20 protein-coding genes are annotated in these 18210 nt (G+C 41.8%); 12 read left to right on the forward strand and 8 right to left on the reverse strand.

Annotated elements, in window-relative coordinates; all coding sequences use genetic code 11:
- Window positions 1–446 precede the first annotated feature (446 nt).
- The 4 genes from ACQ96U_RS09430 to ACQ96U_RS09445 all read left to right on the forward strand — a co-directional run bounded on the left by ACQ96U_RS09430 (window position 447) and on the right by ACQ96U_RS09445 (window position 3761).
- Complete coding sequence (locus ACQ96U_RS09430; RefSeq protein ID WP_431720992.1) at window positions 447–1040, forward strand: ZrgA family zinc uptake protein; 594 nt, start codon at window positions 447–449, stop codon at window positions 1038–1040.
- Window positions 1041–1119: 79 nt separating this feature from the next.
- Entirely contained in the window at window positions 1120–1866 is a 747-nt protein-coding gene (locus ACQ96U_RS09435) for an ABC transporter ATP-binding protein (RefSeq protein ID WP_431720993.1), read from the forward strand.
- A complete protein-coding gene (locus tag ACQ96U_RS09440) occupies window positions 1866–3131 on the forward strand; it encodes an ABC transporter permease (RefSeq protein WP_431720994.1) in 1266 nt (421 codons plus the stop codon). Before ACQ96U_RS09435 ends, ACQ96U_RS09440 begins: the two co-directional genes overlap by 1 nt.
- A 3-nt stretch (window positions 3132–3134) precedes the next feature.
- Complete coding sequence (locus ACQ96U_RS09445; RefSeq protein ID WP_431720995.1) at window positions 3135–3761, forward strand: DUF3299 domain-containing protein; 627 nt, start codon at window positions 3135–3137, stop codon at window positions 3759–3761.
- A gap of 46 nt (window positions 3762–3807) precedes the next feature.
- Here the strand turns inward: ACQ96U_RS09445 and hda are convergent, their stop codons facing one another.
- The 4 genes from hda to ACQ96U_RS09465 form a co-directional block, all read right to left on the reverse strand.
- Window positions 3808–4512 (reverse strand): DnaA regulatory inactivator Hda, encoded by a 705-nt coding sequence (gene hda / locus ACQ96U_RS09450; RefSeq protein ID WP_431720996.1) that lies wholly within the window; start codon window positions 4510–4512, stop codon window positions 3808–3810.
- Between the two features lie 6 nt (window positions 4513–4518).
- Window positions 4519–5601: an AI-2E family transporter gene (locus ACQ96U_RS09455; protein ID WP_431720997.1), complete on the reverse strand. Its 1083-nt coding sequence runs from the start codon at window positions 5599–5601 to the stop codon at window positions 4519–4521.
- On the reverse strand, window positions 5598–6242 hold the full coding sequence (locus ACQ96U_RS09460; RefSeq protein ID WP_431720998.1) for a CDP-alcohol phosphatidyltransferase family protein: 645 nt from the start codon (window positions 6240–6242) through the stop codon (window positions 5598–5600). Before ACQ96U_RS09460 ends, ACQ96U_RS09455 begins: the two co-directional genes overlap by 4 nt.
- A gap of 199 nt (window positions 6243–6441) precedes the next feature.
- Window positions 6442–7683, reverse strand: a complete 1242-nt coding sequence (locus ACQ96U_RS09465) for a DUF2066 domain-containing protein (RefSeq protein WP_431720999.1) — start codon at window positions 7681–7683, stop codon at window positions 6442–6444.
- Between the two features lie 429 nt (window positions 7684–8112).
- Between ACQ96U_RS09465 and purM the strand changes: the two genes are divergently transcribed.
- The 4 genes from purM (at window position 8113) to gloA (ending at window position 11082) form a co-directional block, all read left to right on the forward strand.
- Window positions 8113–9183 (forward strand): phosphoribosylformylglycinamidine cyclo-ligase, encoded by a 1071-nt coding sequence (gene purM, locus ACQ96U_RS09470; RefSeq protein ID WP_431721000.1) that lies wholly within the window; start codon window positions 8113–8115, stop codon window positions 9181–9183.
- Between the two features lie 96 nt (window positions 9184–9279).
- Entirely contained in the window at window positions 9280–9912 is a 633-nt protein-coding gene (purN, locus tag ACQ96U_RS09475) for a phosphoribosylglycinamide formyltransferase (RefSeq protein WP_431721001.1), read from the forward strand.
- A gap of 23 nt (window positions 9913–9935) precedes the next feature.
- Window positions 9936–10652, forward strand: coding sequence for a DUF3108 domain-containing protein (locus ACQ96U_RS09480; protein ID WP_431721002.1), 717 nt, complete (start codon window positions 9936–9938; stop codon window positions 10650–10652).
- Window positions 10653–10674: 22 nt separating this feature from the next.
- A complete protein-coding gene (gene gloA / locus ACQ96U_RS09485) occupies window positions 10675–11082 on the forward strand; it encodes a lactoylglutathione lyase (protein WP_431721003.1) in 408 nt (135 codons plus the stop codon).
- A 99-nt stretch (window positions 11083–11181) separates the two neighbouring features.
- On the opposite strand, the gene ACQ96U_RS09490 is transcribed toward gloA, so the two are convergent.
- Together ACQ96U_RS09490 and ACQ96U_RS09495 are read right to left on the reverse strand one after the other, a co-directional pair.
- Window positions 11182–12396 carry an argininosuccinate synthase gene (locus tag ACQ96U_RS09490; RefSeq protein ID WP_431721004.1) on the reverse strand — a complete coding sequence of 405 codons (1215 nt, stop codon included), beginning with the start codon at window positions 12394–12396 and terminating at the stop codon, window positions 11182–11184.
- Window positions 12397–12636: 240 nt separating this feature from the next.
- Complete coding sequence (locus tag ACQ96U_RS09495) at window positions 12637–13581, reverse strand: flagellar protein MotY (protein ID WP_431721005.1); 945 nt, start codon at window positions 13579–13581, stop codon at window positions 12637–12639.
- Window positions 13582–13787: 206 nt separating this feature from the next.
- Here ACQ96U_RS09495 and pyrC point away from each other — a divergent pair, with 206 nt between their 5' ends.
- Both pyrC and rnt read left to right on the forward strand, forming a co-directional pair.
- Window positions 13788–14825, forward strand: coding sequence for a dihydroorotase (pyrC, locus tag ACQ96U_RS09500; protein ID WP_431721006.1), 1038 nt, complete (start codon window positions 13788–13790; stop codon window positions 14823–14825).
- Window positions 14826–14841: 16 nt separating this feature from the next.
- Window positions 14842–15486 carry a ribonuclease T gene (rnt, locus tag ACQ96U_RS09505; protein WP_431721007.1) on the forward strand — a complete coding sequence of 215 codons (645 nt, stop codon included), beginning with the start codon at window positions 14842–14844 and terminating at the stop codon, window positions 15484–15486.
- A 136-nt stretch (window positions 15487–15622) separates the two neighbouring features.
- Here the strand turns inward: rnt and ACQ96U_RS09510 are convergent, their stop codons facing one another.
- On the reverse strand, window positions 15623–16225 hold the full coding sequence (locus tag ACQ96U_RS09510) for a peroxiredoxin (RefSeq protein WP_431721008.1): 603 nt from the start codon (window positions 16223–16225) through the stop codon (window positions 15623–15625).
- A gap of 319 nt (window positions 16226–16544) precedes the next feature.
- On the opposite strand from ACQ96U_RS09510, the gene ACQ96U_RS09515 reads away from it, so the two are divergent.
- Together ACQ96U_RS09515 and bfr are read left to right on the forward strand one after the other, a co-directional pair.
- A complete protein-coding gene (locus ACQ96U_RS09515) occupies window positions 16545–16742 on the forward strand; it encodes a (2Fe-2S)-binding protein (RefSeq protein WP_431721009.1) in 198 nt (65 codons plus the stop codon).
- A 313-nt stretch (window positions 16743–17055) separates the two neighbouring features.
- A complete protein-coding gene (gene bfr, locus ACQ96U_RS09520) occupies window positions 17056–17532 on the forward strand; it encodes a bacterioferritin (RefSeq protein WP_431721010.1) in 477 nt (158 codons plus the stop codon).
- Window positions 17533–17833: 301 nt separating this feature from the next.
- Here bfr and grxD read toward each other — a convergent pair whose 3' ends face one another.
- The gene (grxD, locus tag ACQ96U_RS09525) at window positions 17834–18175 is read right to left on the reverse strand and encodes a Grx4 family monothiol glutaredoxin (protein ID WP_431721011.1); all 342 of its coding nucleotides are present in this window, start codon (window positions 18173–18175) and stop codon (window positions 17834–17836) included.
- Between the last annotated feature and the right edge of the window lie 35 nt (window positions 18176–18210).

Here is an 18210-nt window from a genome sequence, read left to right on the forward strand (position 1 = left end):
TAAAAGTGCTCGTCGTCGCTGGGTTGGCAATATGTTATGTTATTGCCACGTGGCAGGGCCATATACATCTCAACTCTGATCATGAGGAGAGTGGTCCGTGCTTTTTATGCCAGTTTCATAGTTCCGCTGGCGTGCCAGTTCAATCTATTAAGCATCAACCCTCTCTCATACATCAAACCTATACTCCATTTCTTGCCTCTCAAGTCATTTATCCCACACTATATGCCTTCGTTATTCGTGCCCCTCCAATAACCACATATTAATCATTTAGTACTATCTTACGCACAAATTAAATCAAGCCTTCTCATGGCTCTGATGAAAAAATGACAAGAGCAACCTCGTCGCTCTCTTTTATTGTGCACACATGCTTTATATCCAAGACAACCCATCACCCATTAAAAGCAGGGCTGTCACTGGTTAAGTCGAAAAATTTGGAGCGCATTAATATGCAAACATCCTTCAAGGCAATCACCTCTGCATCACTGTTGTTTATTCTGGCACTCCCAGCAACAGCAGAAGTTCGTCAACATGGCGCCCATGAGCATGGTAGTGCAACGTTAAATATTGCCTATGTCGATAATACGTTAGAGGTTGAACTACTATCCCCTGCTATGAACCTGGTAGGGTTCGAGCATATGCCTGAAAATGACGAGCAATTTAAACAACTTAATAGTGCGCTAAGTAAGCTTAAACAAGCTCACCAACTCTTTGGTTTACCCAGCACCTGTAAGCTGAAACATATTAACTTTGAAGGTGAATTAGTTGAGTCATTAGCGCAATCATCAAAAAATGACCATCATGAACATGAAGACCACCACAAATCAAAAGATGAACATGACCATGACGAGGAAGAACACCATCACAGTGATATTCATGCACACTATCAGTTCGGTCCCTGTAAAGACATCAGTCAATTAAACATCAGTTTAATAAAACAGTTTCCAGGCTTAGAGCATGTAACCACACAAGTGATTACCAGCAGAGCTCAAACCCAGTTGCAGTTAAATAGTCAGCAACAGACTGTTCCGCTCAGTCAGTGAACAGGTAAACAACACTATTTAATTTAAATGATTATGCTTAGGTGTGCTGAAGTTACGCCTAAGCAAACGGAAACAAACCATGATGAGTGATGTGATTATTCAGCTGCAAGCATTACAGTTCGCCTGGAAGCCAAACCAGCCTATATTGCATATTGATGAGTTAACCATTAACAAACATCATAAGATGTTTATAAAAGGACCCAGTGGCTGTGGCAAAACCACTTTGCTGGCACTACTTGGTGGTATTTTAAAACCTCAGCAAGGACAAATAACCTTACTAGAGCAAGACATTACCCAGTTAACTGATAGTCAGCGCGACCACTTTCGAAGTGAACATATTGGCTTTATTTTCCAAATGTTTAATCTGCTGCCCTACTTATCTGTTTTGGATAATATTACGCTCCCTTGCCGCTTCTCCCAAAAACGACAACAACGTATCAAAGATAAACAGTCAACCCCACAGGCTGAAGCAAAGCAACTGGTAGCAACATTAGGCTTACCAGAAAATGTGTTGTCTAATCCTGTAACAGAACTCAGTATTGGTCAGCAGCAGCGTGTAGCTGCAGCACGTGCTCTGATTGGTGGACCAGAAATAATCATAGCCGATGAACCTACCTCGGCATTAGATTACGATGCTCGAAAAAGCTTCTTATCACTCCTCTTTGAAGTCTGTGACGCTCACCAAGCCACGCTACTTTTTGTCAGTCATGATCCAACGTTAGAAAATTTATTTGACGATACCATCTCTTTAATGGATATCAACAAAGCCGCATCTCACCACCTAAATGGACAAGGCAATATCCACCAACTCAAGGAGGTGAGCTAATGACGCCGACACTTAAACTGGCCTGGCAAAGTTTGCTCAACCGCAAAATAACCGCACTATTAACGGTTTTAGCGATAGCCATCAGCGTAACGCTGCTATTAGGTGTTGAAAAAATCCGCACCGAAACCAAGCGTAGCTTTCTCAGCACTTTGTCTGGTACTGACTTAGTCATTGGCGCTAGAACAGGTCCAGTACAACTGATGTTGTACAGCGTATTTCGTATGGGTAATGCGACAAACAACATCGACTGGAAAAGCTATCAACATTTACAGCAGCATCCACTCGTGAAATGGACGATTCCTCTCTCCCTGGGCGACTCACATCAAGGGTTTCGCGTCCTAGGAACAGATCAACGTTATTTTACCCACTATCAATATGGTGACCACCAACCACTAAAGATCAAGCAAGGTAAAGTATTTAGCGATCTTTTTGATGCGGTGATTGGTGCTGATGTCGCGAAAAAGCTGGGTTACTCCATCGGTGAACCCATTGTTCTTGCCCATGGTGCAGGTAAAACCAGCTTTATGAAACACTCCGACAAACCTTTTACGGTTGTAGGTATACTGGCACCAACGGGTACTCCCGTAGACCAAACCATCCATGTATCCCTCGCCGGTATAGAAGCCATTCACTTAGGCTGGGAAAATGGCGTACCCGCAATGGGAAAACCACAAATTTCTGCAAAACAAGCTCGGCAGCAAACCCTAGAACCCAAAACTATTACTGCTGCCCTGGTTGGCTTAAAGAGCAAAGTAGCAACCTTTCGCTTACAGCGAGAAATCAACGAATATAAAGATGAGCCTTTAACTGCGGTCCTGCCGGGTGTTGCCTTAGCCGAGCTATGGAGTCTTTTATCGGTAGCAGAACATGCACTTTTGATAATATCGGCCTTTGTTGTTGCGACAGGTCTTATTGGCATGTTGACTTCAATCTTAATGTCGTTAAATGAACGAAGACGGGAGATGGCTATTCTACGCTCAGTAGGTGCTCGTCCAGTTCATATATTTTCACTGATGATGACAGAAGCAGGTCTACTCGCCACTATTGGCTGTGTACTCGGTATTAGTTTGCTCTATCTACTCATGCTGATCACCCAACCTATCATTAGCAACTACTATGGTGTTGCCTTAGCTATTACCCCTCTTACTCACTACGAATGGCTTCTTATCCTGGTAATTATTAGCAGTGCTTTAATTATGGGGTTAATCCCTGCTTGGCGTGCTTATAAAAATTCACTGGCAGATGGGATGACAATAAGGGTTTAACTCATGTTAAAAAAACGATTAAAACATCTAACTCTAAATCTATTACTCCTGCTACCTTTAACAGCAACAGCAGAAGTTAAAACGTTAGACTGGATGGATCTTATTCCTGAGGAATTACGCCAAGCTTATCTTGAGCAGCAAGACATTGACACCATTGACAAGCTATCATCAACGCTGCTGGAAAAGGAGCAAAAGCAAACAGAAGTAAAACTTTCTGCACCTGTCGTAATGGATTTAAATCAGAAAGATATTCGAATACCTGGCTATATCGTACCTTTGGATATGAGCAAAGAAGGTACTGTTAAAGAGTTTCTACTCGTACCCTTTTTAGGTGCATGTATTCATGTTCCCCCACCGCCGCCCAACCAAATCATCCATGTGACTTCAGATAAAGCCGTCATTCAGGCTGATGCCCTGTATGAGCCTTACTGGATAACAGGCAAGTTAACAATATCTCAAGTTAATACTGATATTGCAGAAGCCAGTTATGCACTAACTGCTTCACAAATAACGTTATACACTGAAGAAGATGCTGAGCAAGCTGAGGCGGCGCAGACGAATACGACACCTGAAAAAAATCAGGAAAACAAAAATGCTGGAGATAACAAAGAACAGAACAAAAGTAAGTGATGTACTTTAAACAAGTACTTTTCACCCATAGTAAATGTTAACTTGGTTACCAATCCATCACTTGCTTTACAAAAGGGATAGTTAATTTGCGCTTGGCACGCAAGGATGCTTTATCTAACTGGTCAAGCGCACTAAACAACGCCTGTGTACTCCGTGGTGCGCGATATAAAATATAACGAGCCACTTCGTCGCTAACATCTAAACCCCGCATATGTGCACGAAGTTGAAGTGCTGTAACCTTTTCCTCATCCGTTAAAGGCAAAACCTGGAAAACGACTCCCCATGATAAACGAGAAAGTAAGTCTGGTAGATGGATACCTGTATCTTTAGGTGGCGATGAAGCGGCTATCAATAAACGTCGTTTTGCGTCCTTAACCCGATTAAATAAATGGAATAACGCTACTTCCCATTGACGATTACCTGCTACAGCCTGTAACTCATCGATACAAATCACATCCAGTGTTTCCAGGCTATCTAACACGCCAGGCCCATAAGGCAAAAGCTCTGCAAGCGGTAAATAAACACTCTTCAACTGATGTAAATCTGCCTCATGACAAGCAGCCTGCAACAAATGGCTGCAACCAACACCTGGCGAGCCATAAATAAATACATAAGGTTCCGCTTGCCCGTGCTCTGCAGCATCAAGGGACAATGCCATTACTACAGGCTGATTCCGGCCACTGTAATAATTAGCAAATGTCGCATCATCTCTAAGCTGTATTCCAAGAGGCAGCTGAATTGGCGAACTCATAAACACTCATTCATCAGGGGTTATGGGTTGCTGATTAGCATGATACAGTGCGCTTAACGTATAAATTTCTTTTAAATGTCGTAGCAACACCATAATAACTGCAGCAATCGGCAGTGCCAGCAGCACCCCCACAAAGCCAAATAACTGACCACCAGCAAGAATGGCAAAAATGACCGCCACTGGATGTAGACCAATCCTGTCACCCACCAATAGAGGCGTTAGTACCATTCCTTCCAAAGCCTGTCCCACCATAAATACCACAATAACCCCAACAAAAGGCAACAAGGTATCAAACTGGAACACGGCAGCCACTAGCGCTATACCAATACCAACAATAAAGCCCATATAAGGCACAATACTAGCCAGCCCTGCGGTTAATCCAATAATAATGGCAAATTGTAAACCAACAAGCCATAGGCCCGCAGCATATATTATTCCCAAACAAAGCATAACCACTAATTGCCCTTTTAAAAAGGCACCCAAAACTTCATCACACTCTCGGGCCAATTTAGCCACTACTGGCTCTAAGTTACGAGGTAACAGCGTACCTACCTTAGCCGTCATTACATCCCAGTCACGCAATAAATAAAAAGTCACCACAGGAATCAAAAATAAATTAGTTAATGCGGTAATGATTGCAACACCTGAATCCGTGGCCGACTTTAAAATAGGGGAAAGCAGGCTACCCGCCGTTTGCCATTTAGACACAATGTGTCGGGTAACATTATTTACTTTTAAGCTTTCCGGGTCGACACCTAAATGCTGATAAACCCAGGGAAAAGCATTCTCTTCCAACCAGGTTGCCCACACTGGTAACTGATGAATTAGCGTTTTAATCTGACCCGCTAACAGTGGTATAAGAATAAGTAGAAGAATGGCAAAAACTAAAGAAAGCACAATGAATACAGTGATTACTGCTAATGTACGGGACATCCCCTTTACTTCAAGTCGATCAGCAATAGGATCACCCAGATAGGCGAGGATCATACCCACTAAAAAAGGCGATAAAATAGGTTGCAGCAAATAGATCAGTATGCCAATAAGTACTAACATACTGAGCAAAAACCAACGTTGCGTGTAAGTCATCATGTTTTATGCTTTGTTTCCTGCCTGTATTTTTGGGTCCAAACCCACACGTAATCAAATCCACTCATGACTGTCACGACAGCCACCGAAAATATCAATGCAGTGAAAGCATAGGCGGGTATTGTCAATAATGTTAGATGCAATATTGTCAGCAAGGCCAACATAATTTGTAAAAATGTGCTTAGCTTACCAATCCTTGAAGGCTTGAATTCATATTGCCCCACTAAAAAGTGATAACTCACAGCACCAGAAACAATCACTAAATCACGAATAATCACAGTCGCTGTTAACCAAAGCGGAAAATGCCCTAAGATTGTGAGCATGATATAAGCCGCCATTAGCATTAACTTATCTGCCAGCGGATCAATCATCGCGCCAAAACGACTATGCCAACCAAACCTTCGCGCTAAAAAACCATCAAGTCCATCAGATGCTGCAGCAACCATAAATAAGAGTAACGCTAAATGATAGCGCTCACTGAGCAAGCTGTAGCTGATAGGAAAAATCAGTAACAACCTGATAATGGTTAATAAATTAGGAAGATAACGTAATGCCAAGAGTGTATCCGTCAACTTTATTACTTTACAGCTCACAATAAACGTATAAAACAAGCTGCCATGTTTATCGCTAGCAGCCCATATCATTAAAGTGCTTGTTTTCCCTTAATACTTTTACTTGATTTATCTTATCATGCCACTTGATTTTAAAATGTAATCAACCATCGTGGTAAGCCTATATAAGGCAGTTTATGCTTTTTTCAAGTTTATAACGGTTGTATGACGCTTAAGCTTTTTACACTCAACCATCATACAACAGATATAAACAGCTCCCTGACACCTGAGGCTACTGCCCTACCCACTGATACTGCACAAAACGATCAGCGCCAGCTTGTGGAGGTAACATATTCAGCCTCGCTTCTCGGTTTAACCTAGCCACCAACTTGTCTTTAGAACGGTTTTCCTTTAAGTCGATATCAAATACCACCATAGCCCCAGAAACTTTTACCAGGTGAACCGCTTTTACTTCCGTTAAATTTTTCAGTAGTTGGTTAATATCCGCAAAGGCATCTATACCCTCAACCCCATCAACTGCCAGCCTAACATCGTGACTTGTTGCCATTGGCACAGGCAATGATGTAGATGCTGTTGAAGATAGCTCACTGCCATTAGTTAAAGCAGCCTCACTATCCAACCCCGTTGACGGTATTTGCTGTTCCGTTGTTGTGCTACTGACCGCTGTAGACTGTTCAGCATTAGCTAACGTCTCATCGGCATTGAGAGTGTCTTGCAAATCTGCAGTATAGTAATTTGCGGCAAGTTTAATGCCCATTGCAGCAAGATCTTCAGCGGATAGCTTACTAAATGACTTGCTTTTTTGCGTATTATCTCCCAGTAACAACCACCGACCACTGAATGTCTTATCCTCTTCTGCATAGACACGTGCAGCTAATATCGCACCAGGATTGTAACGCTGAGAGGCAGCGCGAATCGTATCAGCATATAGTCCCCACATATCTACTTCATCCAAAGCAGCCGCATCTTCCAAGTCTAATAAAGGCCATAACAATGGCATGGCCTTTTGCTTGGATTCTTTAGTCAACGCCTGTAATAACGGATGTTGACTGTCACTTTCTCCAAGCTGTGTCCTCCTCCCTGATGCGGATTGAATCAGCCACACCAAGGTATTTGGCCGCTCAGTGGGTTGCCATACCGAAACATTATGATCTTTAAGTAAGCGCTCTATCGCTTTTTTATCAAACTGCATAACCATCTGTTTTGCAGGCACTTCAACTCCATCACTCGACAGCGTCGTTTCATCTGTTGACTCAAAGCCAAACTGCACAATATACATATCGGGTGTGTTAACAACCTCAGCAATACCTGGCTTATTGGCAATATCTTCCTGGCCAGACACTTTCTGCAAAACTTTGATAAACCCTTCACGCATACCTTCATCTTGCTCGGCTGTTGATCGTACCAAGACTTTTGCTTGATAAAGGTCAGAAGCCGCTGAAGCAGTCGTTGCTATCAGTGAAATAAGTAGCAAAAATGAAGTCAAAATAAACGTTAGTTGTCGTGAGAACATAGTCTTACTTTCCTTCCCGATCAGCAGGCATTTGATGCTTTACATTGGCATGCCAATAGCCTTGTAACAGAAAAACAACATGAGTCGTACCTTTATTTGATAACAAAATCTATACAGGTACAAACTAGCGAGTTCAATACCCGCTGATGACACCACTTGGCATATAGCGAGCACCTGATATAAGTACTGCTTAACAACCTTACTTAAGCTATTACTTAACAAAATGCATTCGCGACTGTTTAATAATCTATATAAGCTATCGCTTAATAAATAGTGACATAGCCTGGCAAGCAAACACTTGCTAAAATACCCGCAATGTGCCGCGCAAGTTACTTAAAAGTGGTCTAATTAACAAGACAGATTGACACAACTTTAAGACAATTCATCTTTACGCTTAATTCCACTCACTCATTACCTGGGCCTTAAGCCATGACTGAACGCAGCAAACCATCGTCTTCAATGCCATCTGTTAGTTACAAGGATGCAGGCGTTGATATTGATGCAGGCAACCGCTTAGTTGAACGCATAAAACATATTGCCAGAAGAACGCATCGTCCGGAAGCCCTGGGTGGGCTTGGTGGCTTTGGTGCTTTATTTGAACTACCTAAAGGCTACCAAGAACCCGTTTTAGTGTCTGGTACAGATGGCGTGGGCACAAAACTACGCCTGGCGATGGAACTCAATCAGCATGACACCATAGGTATTGATCTGGTAGCCATGTGTGTTAATGACCTCATTGTCTGCGGTGCAGAGCCTCTCTACTTTTTAGACTACTATGCAACAGGCCAGCTTAATGTGGATGTTGCCACCGATGTTATTGGAGGCATTGGTCGAGGCTGTGAAATTGCAGGCATTTCGCTGATTGGTGGTGAAACGGCTGAAATGCCTGGTATGTACCAGGAGGATGACTATGATCTTGCAGGCTTTTGTGTCGGTATTGTCGAAAAGTCCAAGATTATTGATGGCAGTAAAGTACAACCTGGTAATCAACTCTTAGCACTAGCCTCATCAGGCCCTCATTCCAATGGCTACTCACTGATTCGCAAACTGCTAAAAGATAGTAATGCCGACCTCAATATGCCACTAGGCGATTCAACGCTAGGTGCCAGCTTACTTGCTCCCACACAAATTTATGTTCGCTCACTGGAGATGCTTTGGCGAACTCACCCTGTATTAGCGATGGCGCATATTACCGGTGGTGGTTTACTCGAAAATATTCCCCGCGTATTACCCGACAACTGCAAAGCCGTTATTGATGGTGGCAGCTGGGATTTACCTCCTGTATTTAAGTGGCTCCAACAAGCAGGCAATATTACTAGCCAAGAAATGTTAAGGACATTTAACTGTGGTATAGGTATGGTGATATGTGTGCCTATCGAGAAGGTTGAAGCCACAATTCGCTATTTAGATGCTGCTGGTGAAACTGTATGGCGTATTGGTGAAATCCAAACGAAAGAGAAACAAGATGAAGCGGTAGAAGTACAAAACCTGTCGTTTTAGCCTTTCAGCAGGGCTGGTGCTTAACCAACACTAGCCCATCCACACCATATCCACCTTGTGGCCCAACAACCGACTCATCGCTGATGGACTTTTTCTATGGATATAGTTGTATTAATTTCTGGCAATGGCAGTAATTTACAAGCCTTAATCGATCAGCAACCGCATCATCACTACCGTATTGCTGCAGTTATAAGCAATAAAGCTGATGCCTATGGTCTACAACGTGCCCAGCAAGCCAATATTCCTATCAAGGTTATTGATCATCGCCAATACACTGATCGTGATGCCTTTGATCAAGCACTACAAACTCATATTGATAGTTACCAGCCAGAGCTTGTTGTCCTTGCTGGCTTTATGCGTATTCTGACTGATAGTTTTGTACGACACTACAGCGGAAGAATGATGAATATTCATCCATCATTACTTCCTAAGTATCGTGGTCTGCATACGCATCAACGGGTAATTGATGCCGGTGATAAAGAACACGGCACAACGGTACACTTTGTAACCGAAGAACTAGATGGCGGACCTATTATCATTCAAGCCGTTATTCAGATCACAAAAGAAGATACCGCAACTACACTTGCTCAAAAAGTACAGCAACAAGAGCACATTATTTATCCCAAAGCAGTTGCCTGGTTCTCGGAACAAAAATTAAAAATGGAACACAATAAATGTCTTCTTGATGGCGAACTTTTACCGCCACAAGGTGTTCAAATCAGACATTAGATGACAACAAAGGTTTTTTGCCTATGAAAACAAAAGGCTTACTTGCATTAGCCGCTGGGCTGGCTTGCTTTACTCATACAGCCTATCTCAATGCTGATACGTTACAACCTTATAAAGCAACCTATGGCGCTGAAGTATCAAGTATTCCTGTCAAAGGTTCTGCAAATCGGGAGTTAACGGTAGCCAAAGATGGCTCTTACCACCTTAGTTTTAGTGCAGACATCGTTATCGTTGATATTGCTGAACAGTCTAGATTCAGCATTCAAAACAACCATGTCGTTCCTGCCTCTTACCACTATAAACGCGGTGGGTTTGCAAAAACGAAAGAAGACAGCCTGTCATTTGACTGGAAAAATATGCAAGTACAAAATCAGGCTGACGAAGACGTTAAACCTTTTGCCATTACGAAACAAACCCTTGACCCGCTAAGCTACCAGTTTCAATTAAGGCTTGACCTGGCAAATAATAAAAAAGATCTCACCTACAAAGTGGCTGATGAAGATGAAGTAAAAACATACTCTTTCAAACGTCTTGGTGAAGAAATTATTGACAGTCCACTTGGCAAGTTGAAAACTGTAAAAGTGAAACGTGTTCGCGAAAATAAAAAACGCGAAACAACTCTCTGGTTTGCAAAAGAATGGGATTATATTTTAGTTCGCTTGCAACAACTTGAAGAAAGCAAGGTTTACGATATTTACCTGCAGAAAGCATCCATTAATGGCAAACCAGTTGGTAAATAAAACCAGCCAATGAGGATGATAAATGCGTTTACTGCATACCATGCTACGTGTAGCTGATTTAGATAAATCAATTGATTTTTATACACGTATAATGGGCATGAAGCTATTACGAAAATCAGAAAATACTGAGTACAAATATACACTGGCTTTTGTAGGTTATCAGGATGAGACAGCTGGTGCTGTTATTGAATTAACTTACAACTGGGGCGTTGATCAATATGATCAAGGCAATGCCTTTGGACATATTGCTATTGAAGTGGATGATGTCTACAAAACCTGCGAAAAAATTCGTACCGCAGGTGGCGTAATTACCCGCGAGCCCGGACCAGTTAAAGGTGGTACAACTGAAATAGCCTTTGTTCGTGATCCTGACAACTATGCAATCGAATTGATTAATAGTAAGCATGCAGGTCAGGGGTTATCAGGTTAAACCTTAAATAAAAAAACCCGCTGAAAAGCGGGTTTTTTTATTCATGTACACATTAAATGTGAATACATTTATTGCGATATTTAAACTAAGCTGTTTTAACTAGAGCAGCTTACGTCCTTTATTAGCCGCAATCCGAAGCCGTAATGCATTTAACTTAATAAAACCTGCAGCATCGGCCTGATCATAAGCACCCGCATCATCCTCAAAGGTTGCAATTGTCTGGTCAAATAAGCTTTCACCTGATTGACGTCCCACCACGGTGACACTGCCTTTATACAACTTAAGTCGTACTTGACCATTCACATGAAGCTGAGAGGTATCAATCATATCCTGCATCAGCTTACGCTCAGGGGACCACCAATAACCGTTGTATATTAATTTCGCATAACGCGGCATTAACTCATCTTTTAAGTGAGCTACTTCTCGATCAAGCGTAATCGACTCTATAGCACGATGGGCACGTAACATAATCGTTCCACCCGGTGTTTCATAACACCCCCGAGACTTCATGCCCACATAGCGGTTCTCAACAATATCCGTACGACCAACACCATTGATACCACCCACTTTATTCAAAAAGGTCAACACTTCTGCAGGGGTCATTGCTTGCCCATCAATGGCAACGATATCACCTTTCTGATAATCCAACTCCAAATAAGTGGGTGTATCAGGTGCTTGTTCTGCTGCTACCGACCAACGCCACATTTCTTCTTCTGGCTCAGCCCATGGATCTTCCAAAAGACCACCTTCATAAGAAATATGCAATAAGTTAGCATCCATTGAATAGGGAGACTTACCTTTTTGCGTTTCTACAGGGATATCATGTTTACGACAGTAGTCCAATAAACTCTCCCTGGAACTAAGATCCCAATCCCGCCAAGGTGCAATCACTTGTATTCCAGGTTTTAAAGCATAGGCGCCCAGCTCAAACCGAACCTGGTCATTACCTTTACCTGTTGCACCATGAGCAATGGCATCAGCCCCTGTTTCATTAGCAATTTCAACAAGGCGTTTAGCGATCAGTGGTCGAGCAATTGAAGTACCTAACAGGTACTCCCCTTCATAGACAGTATTGGCGCGGAACATGGGGAAAACGAAGTCTCGGACAAACTCTTCTCGCAAATCATCAATATAGATTTCTTTAATACCTAGTGCTTCTGCTTTTGCTCGGGCTGGCTCAACTTCTTCACCCTGACCTAAGTCAGCGGTAAAGGTCACCACATCACATTGGTACGTGTCTTCCAGCCACTTGGCAATGACCGAGGTATCTAATCCCCCCGAGTATGCCAAGACAACCTTATTGATGTCTTTCATTCGTTTGCTCCAAAAACTACTTGTATATTCCCAAATTACTAAAGTTATGTTCGTGCCAAATGAATAATTATTCTAACGACTGTGAATTACTTCGCCTAGAGCAATAGGCACAATCACAGCATTTTTTTGTGTCATTATGTAGCCAGGGATTAACCGAGGAGCAAAAAAGGGAATTATTGTCTGACGAGCGTACACATCCATATGAGTTGGCTAGATGTTTATGTCAGTTACTGGGAAGTTTTATTCCGTTCCTTTTTCTTCGTCTAAAATATTCGTTGTTGCCGGAACAGTTACATTTTCTGAAGGTAATGGTTTCTTTTCAAGACGGATGGTTGCGCGTCGATTACGCGCACGATCTTTAGTGGAAGCATTTTTAACAATGGGATAACGCTCACCATGAAAGCGAACTTTCATAATTTCAGATTTAACACCCCTTGCCACTAAATATTTCTCCACCGATTCAGCTCTTTGTTTGGATAATTCTCGATTGTCCAAACGACGACCTATATCATCAGTATGCCCATCAATAAAAATTGACTGTACTTTAGGATCAGCTTTGACATAAATGGCAATATTATTGAGTTTTTCTTTAGCCTGCTCATTTAACGTTGTTTTGCCTGAATCAAACAAAACAAAAGAGCGCCTGATTTGATCAAAATTCACTGGCAACAGTTTTGATAAACAGCCTAAATAGTTGCTGTAAACCTTTTGAAAATTGACATTTGATAACGCAACCGTGATGGTTTCTTTATCACTGTACCAAGCTATTCGCTCAAACGCAGGGGCCATGCCTTGTTTAAGCTGAGTCAACATCCAGCTAGGTAAAGGCCCTGTCATAAAAATAGCCTCTTTGCCTGGATCTACTTGTATCTCCCCCATCACTTGAGCACTACGATCATGTCGCCAGGAAGGTAATGAAGCAACCAGTACCGCCTTCCCTTTCTGTATAGGACTTTGCCAACTCAGTAAACGAAAGCCTACCCGCTCACCCGCTCGACGACGAAAAACGGCCTCACCAAATTCAGGTATCGGGTGATAAAGATTGCACTCAAAAATAGAGCCTTCCATCCGCCATTCTGACCGATCAACGGGTGCCTGATAAATAATGGCACTTACAGGCATCGCGCCACAAAACAACAACACAAGACAGCACTTAATTAAAACAGTTGTTTTAGTAAAGATCATAGGTCGCTTCTCAGCAGTTACTTCTTAAAATAGCGGCTAACCTGTGGTGATCTTTAGCGTTATTCTGTTTTCAGTACAGCAAAGCTGTACATCAGTTCTGAATAGTCTTATTAGTCGCGACTAGGTGTCTAACAAACAAAACCTAGTAACTCTAAGTACAGTTAGGTAGGATGCCCAAAGCAAATAATTTGGCAAGGCAACTTTCAATGGAACAGATGTTAACAATCACTCGTCCTGATGACTGGCATATCCATTTACGAGATGGTGCAGTTTTAACGAATACTGTGGCCGATGCTGCACGTTATTGTGGACGCGCCATTGTCATGCCTAACTTAACACCTCCGATTCAATCCATTGATGATGCCCAAGGTTACCTAACTCGTATACAGCGAGCCATTCCAGCCAATAGCCAATGGCAACCCTTATTAACGCTGTACTTAACAGACCAAACGACACCTGCACTTATTCAGCAAGCCGCTCAGTCTGGCATTATTTATGGTGTTAAACTTTACCCCGCAGGCGCAACCACTAACTCTGATGCGGGTGTACATGACCTCACACCACTGTATCCTGCTTTTGCTGCGATGGAGGAAGCTGGTCTCCCCCTACTCGTCCACGGGGAAGTCACTACGCCTGATGTTGATATTTTCGATCGGGAACAACGTTTTTTAGCAGAACAACTCTCACCACTCTGCGCACAATTTCCTCAGTTAAAAGTGGTTGTTGAACATATAACAACAACAGATGCGGTCGATTTTGTCTTAGCTCATAATGACAATGTTGGCGCAACCATTACCCCACAACACCTGCTTTATAATCGTAATCACATGCTGGTGGGAGGCATTAAACCCCACTTTTACTGTTTACCCATCTTAAAACGAAGGCAACATCAGGAACGTCTCAGAGCAGTGGCCACCAGTGGCAACCCAAAATTCTTTATGGGTACAGACTCAGCGCCTCATACCCAACAGCGTAAAGAAAATGCTTGTGGTTGTGCAGGTTGTTACAGTGCATTTGCGGCTCTGGAGCTTTATGCTGAAGTCTTTGAAGAAATGGGTGCATTAGATAAACTAGAAGCATTTTCCAGCTTTAACGGTGCAGACTTTTATGGCCTTATTCCCAATACCGACACAGTGACTCTTGTTAAGCAACCTTGGCAAGTTCCTGAGACGCTGGCATTCGGTAGCGACCGCGTAGTACCATTACGTGCAGGAGAAATAATCAACTGGCGTATCCTTTCATGAAAATTAAGGCTGTAGCGTGACACATGAAGCACCACTGAAACCCCTTATAGCAGAACGATTTCGAGGCTTTTTACCTGTCGTTGTTGATGTTGAAACAGGAGGATTTAACGCAACAACTGATGCGTTATTGGAAATTGCTGCGGTCACACTCACTATAGATGCAACAGGTCAAATGGTACCTGAAGACACCATTGACTTTGCCATCACCCCTTTTCCAGACGCCAATATTGAGCCTGCAGCTCTAGAGTTTACGGGTATCAACCCATTTTGTTCTGAGCGCAAAGCATTTGATGAAGCTGATGCCCTGAAGCAGCTTTTCAAACGTATTCGTAAGACTATTAAGTCGGGAGGCTGTAACCGAGCCATTTTAGTTGGGCATAATGCGATGTTTGACTTGAACTTTTTAAATGCAGCGGTTACCCGAAATAATCTTAAACGCAATCCTTTTCATCCATTTTCCAGTTTTGATACTGCCACGTTAGCAGGACTGGCATTTGGTCAAACCGTACTTGCAAAAGCGTGTGAAGCAGCCGATATCAATTTTGACGCCAAAGAAGCTCACTCAGCAGCCTATGATGCGAATAAAACCGCTGAACTCTTTTGCAGTATTGTAAACCGTTGGCAAGCACTGGGTGGTTGGCCAGTGAATGCCTTAAAATAAAGTCTTTCGTTAAATAAAATAACCTTCAACAAAAAACCCTGCAAAAGCAGGGTTTTTTATTAGCAACAGCACGATTTAAATATAACGTTATGTAAACATAATTAAATAAAGTGCTTAGTTGCTTCTTATTAGAAGCTTATAGTTGCTCAGAATTTTCAGAAAGATACTTAGCTACACCTTGTGGAGAAGCCTGCATACCTTTTTCACCTTTTTTCCAGCCAGCGGGGCAAACTTCACCATGCTCTTCATGGAATTGTAATGCATCAACCAAACGAACCAGCTCATCAATATTACGACCTAAAGGCAGATCATTAACCAATTGAGAGCGAACAACCCCTTCCTTATCAATCAAGAAAGCGCCACGGAAAGCTACACCACCGGCAGACTCAACATCAAATGCTTTGGCGATTTCATGAGTCATGTCTGCAACTAATGTGTACTTAACTGGACCAATACCACCTTCACCAACAGGTGTATTACGCCAAGCATTGTGAGTAAAGTGAGAGTCAATAGAGACACCAATCACTTCTACATTGCGCTCTTTGAAGGCGTCCATACGGTGATCAAGTGCAATCAACTCAGAAGGACAAACAAAAGTGAAGTCCAATGGATAAAAGAAAACGAGTGCATACTTTCCTTTAGTTGCTTCAGAAAAGTTATATTGCTCAACAATTTCACCATTACCCAATACAGCTGGAGCCGTAAAGTCTGGAGCACGCTTACTTACTAGAACGCCCATTTATATTCTCCACATGTCGTTAGTTTTATAGACTATGTATGATCACAGAGAGAGATCCATCCCTGCCATCATTCTAAAATAAAGCAAGATAAATATACTTAACCTGTCTTGCTAATGTAAAACTACATTGTTTGAACTAATAATACACCTCAGTAAGTTGCAAGCCTACCGCCTTTCCGATTGAATTTTTTTTACATAGTCATAGAAAAAATCTATTAGAAAGTACTCTCTTTTTGAGTAATTAATCTAATTGACAATCATTATCATTAACATTAATATCATTAATAAGAATACTAATCTATAGGGTAGATTAAGCATTATGTACGTTTGCCTATGTAAGAATGTGAAATGCCATGAAATAAGGCAGTGCGTTCATGACGGTGCCGATAACCTGCGAGAGGTTAGTCGTTGCTTAGGTGTAGCTACACAATGTGGCAAATGCGCTAAAGATGCCAAACAAATTGTTAAAGAGGCTAAGCAAGAACGACAGCAGTTGTTAGAGTACTTACCCGCTTAATCTACCAAAGCATTTCATCAATGATGGGACAACCTTATTTTATACGGCGTCCAATCATCAATACGCCTCTCTTATTAACCCTATTATCATCCTTTTCGCCTCATAGATCTTTCCCCTCCCTAGTATCATTTAATAAGTAAGCGTTCACCTATAAACGCAGAACGTAATGATAGTAATTAACATTCGCAAAAACTCATTTTAAATCAGTCACTTAAGTTTGACACTAGACTTACCGCTAGCGATACTAAAGAAGGCTTGCACCGCCTTAAATCCCCACTTTTTATCCTATTATATAAGCTGATGAGGACCTGACATGAAAGGTGATCCAAAAGTTATTGAGCACCTCAATAAAGCGCTTGGTAACGAGTTAGTCGCCATCAACCAGTATTTTTTACATGCTCGAATGTACAAAGACTGGGGACTCCAGGAACTAGGAAAAAAAGAGTATGAAGAGTCCATTGATGAAATGAAACATGCAGACTGGCTCATTGAACGTATTTTATTTCTGGAAGGGCTGCCTAATCTACAAGATTTAGGACGCTTACGAATTGGCGAAAATACCAAAGAAATGCTCCAATGTGACCTGGATTTAGAAGTTCAGCAGGCTATTCCTGATTTACGTGAAGGTATTGCCTACTGCGAAAGTGTTGGCGACTATGGTAGTAGAGAGCTGCTTGAAAAAATTCTCGAATCAGAAGAAGAGCATGTTGACTGGTTAGAAACCCAACTATCACTTATTGATAAAGTTGGTTTAGAAAATTATCTGCAATCTGCAATGGGATCTTTGTAGCCCTTTCTAATAAGATTACCCCTTCTTTAACTGTGTTAATTTGCCAAGTCATTTATTGATGTGACTTGGTATATTAACGTAACAAATCGAAATAAAAAATTTTAACCCCAACGAGGTTATTCACAGTTTCGAATAAAAAGCAAAATTATTCTATATAGGGCACCTATTTTTTCGACAAGTTTGATACTAAAAATAGCGCTTTATACCGACATTGCTTTTTATTAAGGGTAATACTGCGAGGAAAATGAAAAGAGAGGAAAGTAATGACCTGCTTTAAAACAGGTCATCAACATAATGAGCTTTAAGCATCTGCAGATTCTTGTGGAGCGTTTTTATTCGCTTCCTGTAACAGTGGCAACAGCTCACCTTTTTCATGCATTTCCAAAATAATGTCACTTCCACCAATTAACTCACCACTGATCCAAAGTTGTGGAAACGTAGGCCAGTTAGCATATACAGGTAAGTTAGAACGTATCTCAGGATTTTGCAGAATATCTACATAGGCAAATTTTTCGCCACATTCCATTAGAACCTGTGCCGCTCTTGAAGAAAAACCACATTGCGGCATTTTAGGAGAGCCTTTCATATACAGCAAAATAGAGTGAGTTGAAATTTGCTGTTTAATTTGCTCCATTACATCCATCAGGTAACCTCACTTATCTCAAATTATTTGAGATA

The sequence above is a fragment of the Zooshikella sp. RANM57 genome (assembly GCF_050749885.1).
Classification (GTDB): Bacteria; Pseudomonadota; Gammaproteobacteria; order Pseudomonadales; family Zooshikellaceae; genus Zooshikella.

Coding starts and splice junctions, on each gene's coding strand:
- ACQ96U_RS09510 (WP_431721008.1), bottom strand. CDS start 16,225: ATGGGCGTTCTAGTAAGTAAGCGTGCTCCAGACTTTACGGCTCCAGCT.
- ACQ96U_RS09440 (WP_431720994.1), top strand. CDS start 1,866: ATGACGCCGACACTTAAACTGGCCTGGCAAAGTTTGCTCAACCGCAAA.
- bfr (WP_431721010.1), top strand. CDS start 17,056: ATGAAAGGTGATCCAAAAGTTATTGAGCACCTCAATAAAGCGCTTGGT.
- purM (WP_431721000.1), top strand. CDS start 8,113: ATGACTGAACGCAGCAAACCATCGTCTTCAATGCCATCTGTTAGTTAC.
- ACQ96U_RS09515 (WP_431721009.1), top strand. CDS start 16,545: ATGTACGTTTGCCTATGTAAGAATGTGAAATGCCATGAAATAAGGCAG.
- ACQ96U_RS09465 (WP_431720999.1), bottom strand. CDS start 7,683: ATGTTCTCACGACAACTAACGTTTATTTTGACTTCATTTTTGCTACTT.
- ACQ96U_RS09430 (WP_431720992.1), top strand. CDS start 447: ATGCAAACATCCTTCAAGGCAATCACCTCTGCATCACTGTTGTTTATT.
- ACQ96U_RS09480 (WP_431721002.1), top strand. CDS start 9,936: ATGAAAACAAAAGGCTTACTTGCATTAGCCGCTGGGCTGGCTTGCTTT.
- ACQ96U_RS09455 (WP_431720997.1), bottom strand. CDS start 5,601: ATGATGACTTACACGCAACGTTGGTTTTTGCTCAGTATGTTAGTACTT.
- ACQ96U_RS09460 (WP_431720998.1), bottom strand. CDS start 6,242: ATGATATGGGCTGCTAGCGATAAACATGGCAGCTTGTTTTATACGTTT.
- ACQ96U_RS09445 (WP_431720995.1), top strand. CDS start 3,135: ATGTTAAAAAAACGATTAAAACATCTAACTCTAAATCTATTACTCCTG.
- hda (WP_431720996.1), bottom strand. CDS start 4,512: ATGAGTTCGCCAATTCAGCTGCCTCTTGGAATACAGCTTAGAGATGAT.
- ACQ96U_RS09435 (WP_431720993.1), top strand. CDS start 1,120: ATGATGAGTGATGTGATTATTCAGCTGCAAGCATTACAGTTCGCCTGG.
- grxD (WP_431721011.1), bottom strand. CDS start 18,175: ATGGATGTAATGGAGCAAATTAAACAGCAAATTTCAACTCACTCTATT.
- gloA (WP_431721003.1), top strand. CDS start 10,675: ATGCGTTTACTGCATACCATGCTACGTGTAGCTGATTTAGATAAATCA.
- purN (WP_431721001.1), top strand. CDS start 9,280: ATGGATATAGTTGTATTAATTTCTGGCAATGGCAGTAATTTACAAGCC.
- ACQ96U_RS09495 (WP_431721005.1), bottom strand. CDS start 13,581: ATGATCTTTACTAAAACAACTGTTTTAATTAAGTGCTGTCTTGTGTTG.
- ACQ96U_RS09490 (WP_431721004.1), bottom strand. CDS start 12,396: ATGAAAGACATCAATAAGGTTGTCTTGGCATACTCGGGGGGATTAGAT.
- pyrC (WP_431721006.1), top strand. CDS start 13,788: ATGGAACAGATGTTAACAATCACTCGTCCTGATGACTGGCATATCCAT.